The organism is Acinetobacter sp. YH16038, from assembly GCF_013417275.1.
In the GTDB taxonomy this organism is placed as follows: domain Bacteria; phylum Pseudomonadota; class Gammaproteobacteria; order Pseudomonadales; family Moraxellaceae; genus Acinetobacter.
Window position 1 is genome coordinate 1 of the sequence record NZ_VPEG01000130.1, and the last position, 1,742, is coordinate 1,742.

Here is a 1,742-nt window from a genome sequence, read left to right on the forward strand (position 1 = left end):
GCCAGGTCCTTAGTTGATCGCTATGGCGTGATTGCAGATTTAGCTATCCATGAACCCAGCAAAGGCGGAAATGATAAAAATCATCATGCCCATATCATGCTGACCACCCGAAAGGCTGAATTAGACCCTGAAAATAATCTGATTTTGACAACAAAGGCAGAGATTGAACTCAGCAACGCCAAAAGAAAGACCCTCAACATGGGTACAACCCAAGAGGACATTAAACAAATTCGGGCAATGTGGGCAGACTTAGCAAATCACGCTTTGGAACAAGCAGGACAACAGCAAAAAATTGACCACCGCAGCTATGCCGATCAGAACAACGGACTGCAAGCCACGATTCATGAAGGGACTTCGGTCACTCAATTACGCAGAAAAGGCATCGGCACCGAAATCAGCCGTTATAACGACAAGGTAAAACAGCACAACGCCCAATACCTGAATCAAAAAGAACAGCACAAAGAAACCACGCTACAGCGTGGCTTTAACCGTGTTGAGCAAGGCTTTGACCAATGGCAAAAAGACCAAGAAGCCAAACGCCTAGAGCTAGAACGCCAAGCGGAAAAACAGCGAGAAATGAAACGAGCCGAGCAAAAGGCATCACCTAATTTGAATAAAGGCGGATGGTCACGATGAGCAACCAAAACGATGATTTAGACGACCAGTTATATATTTTATTGGCATCCATGAAGGAATACAGGGAAGCCATAGCAGACGATAACAAGCGATTAGAGGCGTTTTACAACAAAGTGGCTAGCGGGATATTAGAGCAGAGCAAAAAAAACCTAAATAACGCAAATCAGGAAGCTACACGCGCCCTTCAAGGACGTATTCAGGAACTAGACAAGGCTACTGATAAACTAAACTATAGATTTATTGCCTTGTTATGTGCAATTTTCCTCAGTCTGGTACTGGTTTTTCTTTCTTTCATATTTTTATTCATTCCAAGTTTTGATGAGATCAAAGAACGTCGTGCAGAAGCAGCTTGGCTAGAACAAAGATATAACCTAGATATTAAAAACTGTAATGGTAAATCCTGTGTCCGGATCATGAAAAATGACTGTCACGGACCAAACAAAGATTATTGCGTGATTGACCCTAAATAATGCTTTTTAAAGCGGAGCTGCAATCCAATAACCGTGGTTAGCGCAAACATCAGGAATAGGGTCAGTAATAGATCGAGGTTTCGTTGGGTACTGGCCTCCACCAAGTCTAATTTCATCACCTACAAAAACTTTATGATTATTAAATTTGTTGGTAATACTGATCCTACCGTCACTTGTATATTCTAACTCGCTGCTACTAGCCCAGATAATAAAAGGGCTGGTATCACTGTTTAGACGAATACAACCATGTGGATCTAAATGTAATTTGCCACCTGCAAGTGAAACCATATAAGTCTTCACTTCGGGACTTTGCTTGATAAAAAATACTGGTTTTACAGGTTCTATAATATTAGAAACTAAAGCAGGCTTTGCCATGCAGCCAGTAAGCACAGAAATAATGAAAAAACTTTGGGCTAAATTATATATTTTCATAGTCAACCAAGTTATGAGATGGGACAGTACTTTGCTTGGTTTCTTTCGTTATTCAATTTATACCGGTGCACGCAAAGTGGCTCGACTTTGAAACATGGCTAAAGCCCTATTTCAAAGCATCGAGCAAAATTTTAATTAAACACGTTTCAATGCCATGATATGACGAACCATCTCGTTAATATGCTGTTTTTTTTCATCATCTTG

At 40.6% G+C, this 1,742-nt stretch carries 3 protein-coding genes; 2 read left to right on the forward strand and 1 reads right to left on the reverse strand.

What is annotated here, in order from left to right:
• Both FTV34_RS17255 and FTV34_RS17260 read left to right on the forward strand, forming a co-directional pair.
• Nucleotides 1-636 (forward strand): MobA/MobL family protein (locus FTV34_RS17255; protein ID WP_180070890.1); only part of this gene is annotated, 636 nt, incomplete at its 5' end.
• A complete protein-coding gene (locus FTV34_RS17260) occupies nt 633-1,106 on the forward strand; it encodes a hypothetical protein (RefSeq protein WP_180015776.1) in 474 nt (157 codons plus the stop codon). The genes FTV34_RS17255 and FTV34_RS17260, both read left to right, overlap by 4 nt.
• Nucleotides 1,107-1,112: 6 nt before the next feature.
• On the opposite strand, the gene FTV34_RS17265 is transcribed toward FTV34_RS17260, so the two are convergent.
• Complete coding sequence (locus FTV34_RS17265) at nt 1,113-1,538, reverse strand: hypothetical protein (protein ID WP_179991870.1); 426 nt, start codon at nt 1,536-1,538, stop codon at nt 1,113-1,115.
• Between the last annotated feature and the right edge of the window lie 204 nt (nt 1,539-1,742).

Bases quoted from the DNA above. Each gene is read 5' to 3' on its own strand.
- FTV34_RS17265 (WP_179991870.1), bottom strand. From the start codon at position 1,538: ATGAAAATATATAATTTAGCCCAAAGTTTTTTCATTATTTCTGTGCTT.
- FTV34_RS17260 (WP_180015776.1), top strand. From the start codon at position 633: ATGAGCAACCAAAACGATGATTTAGACGACCAGTTATATATTTTATTG.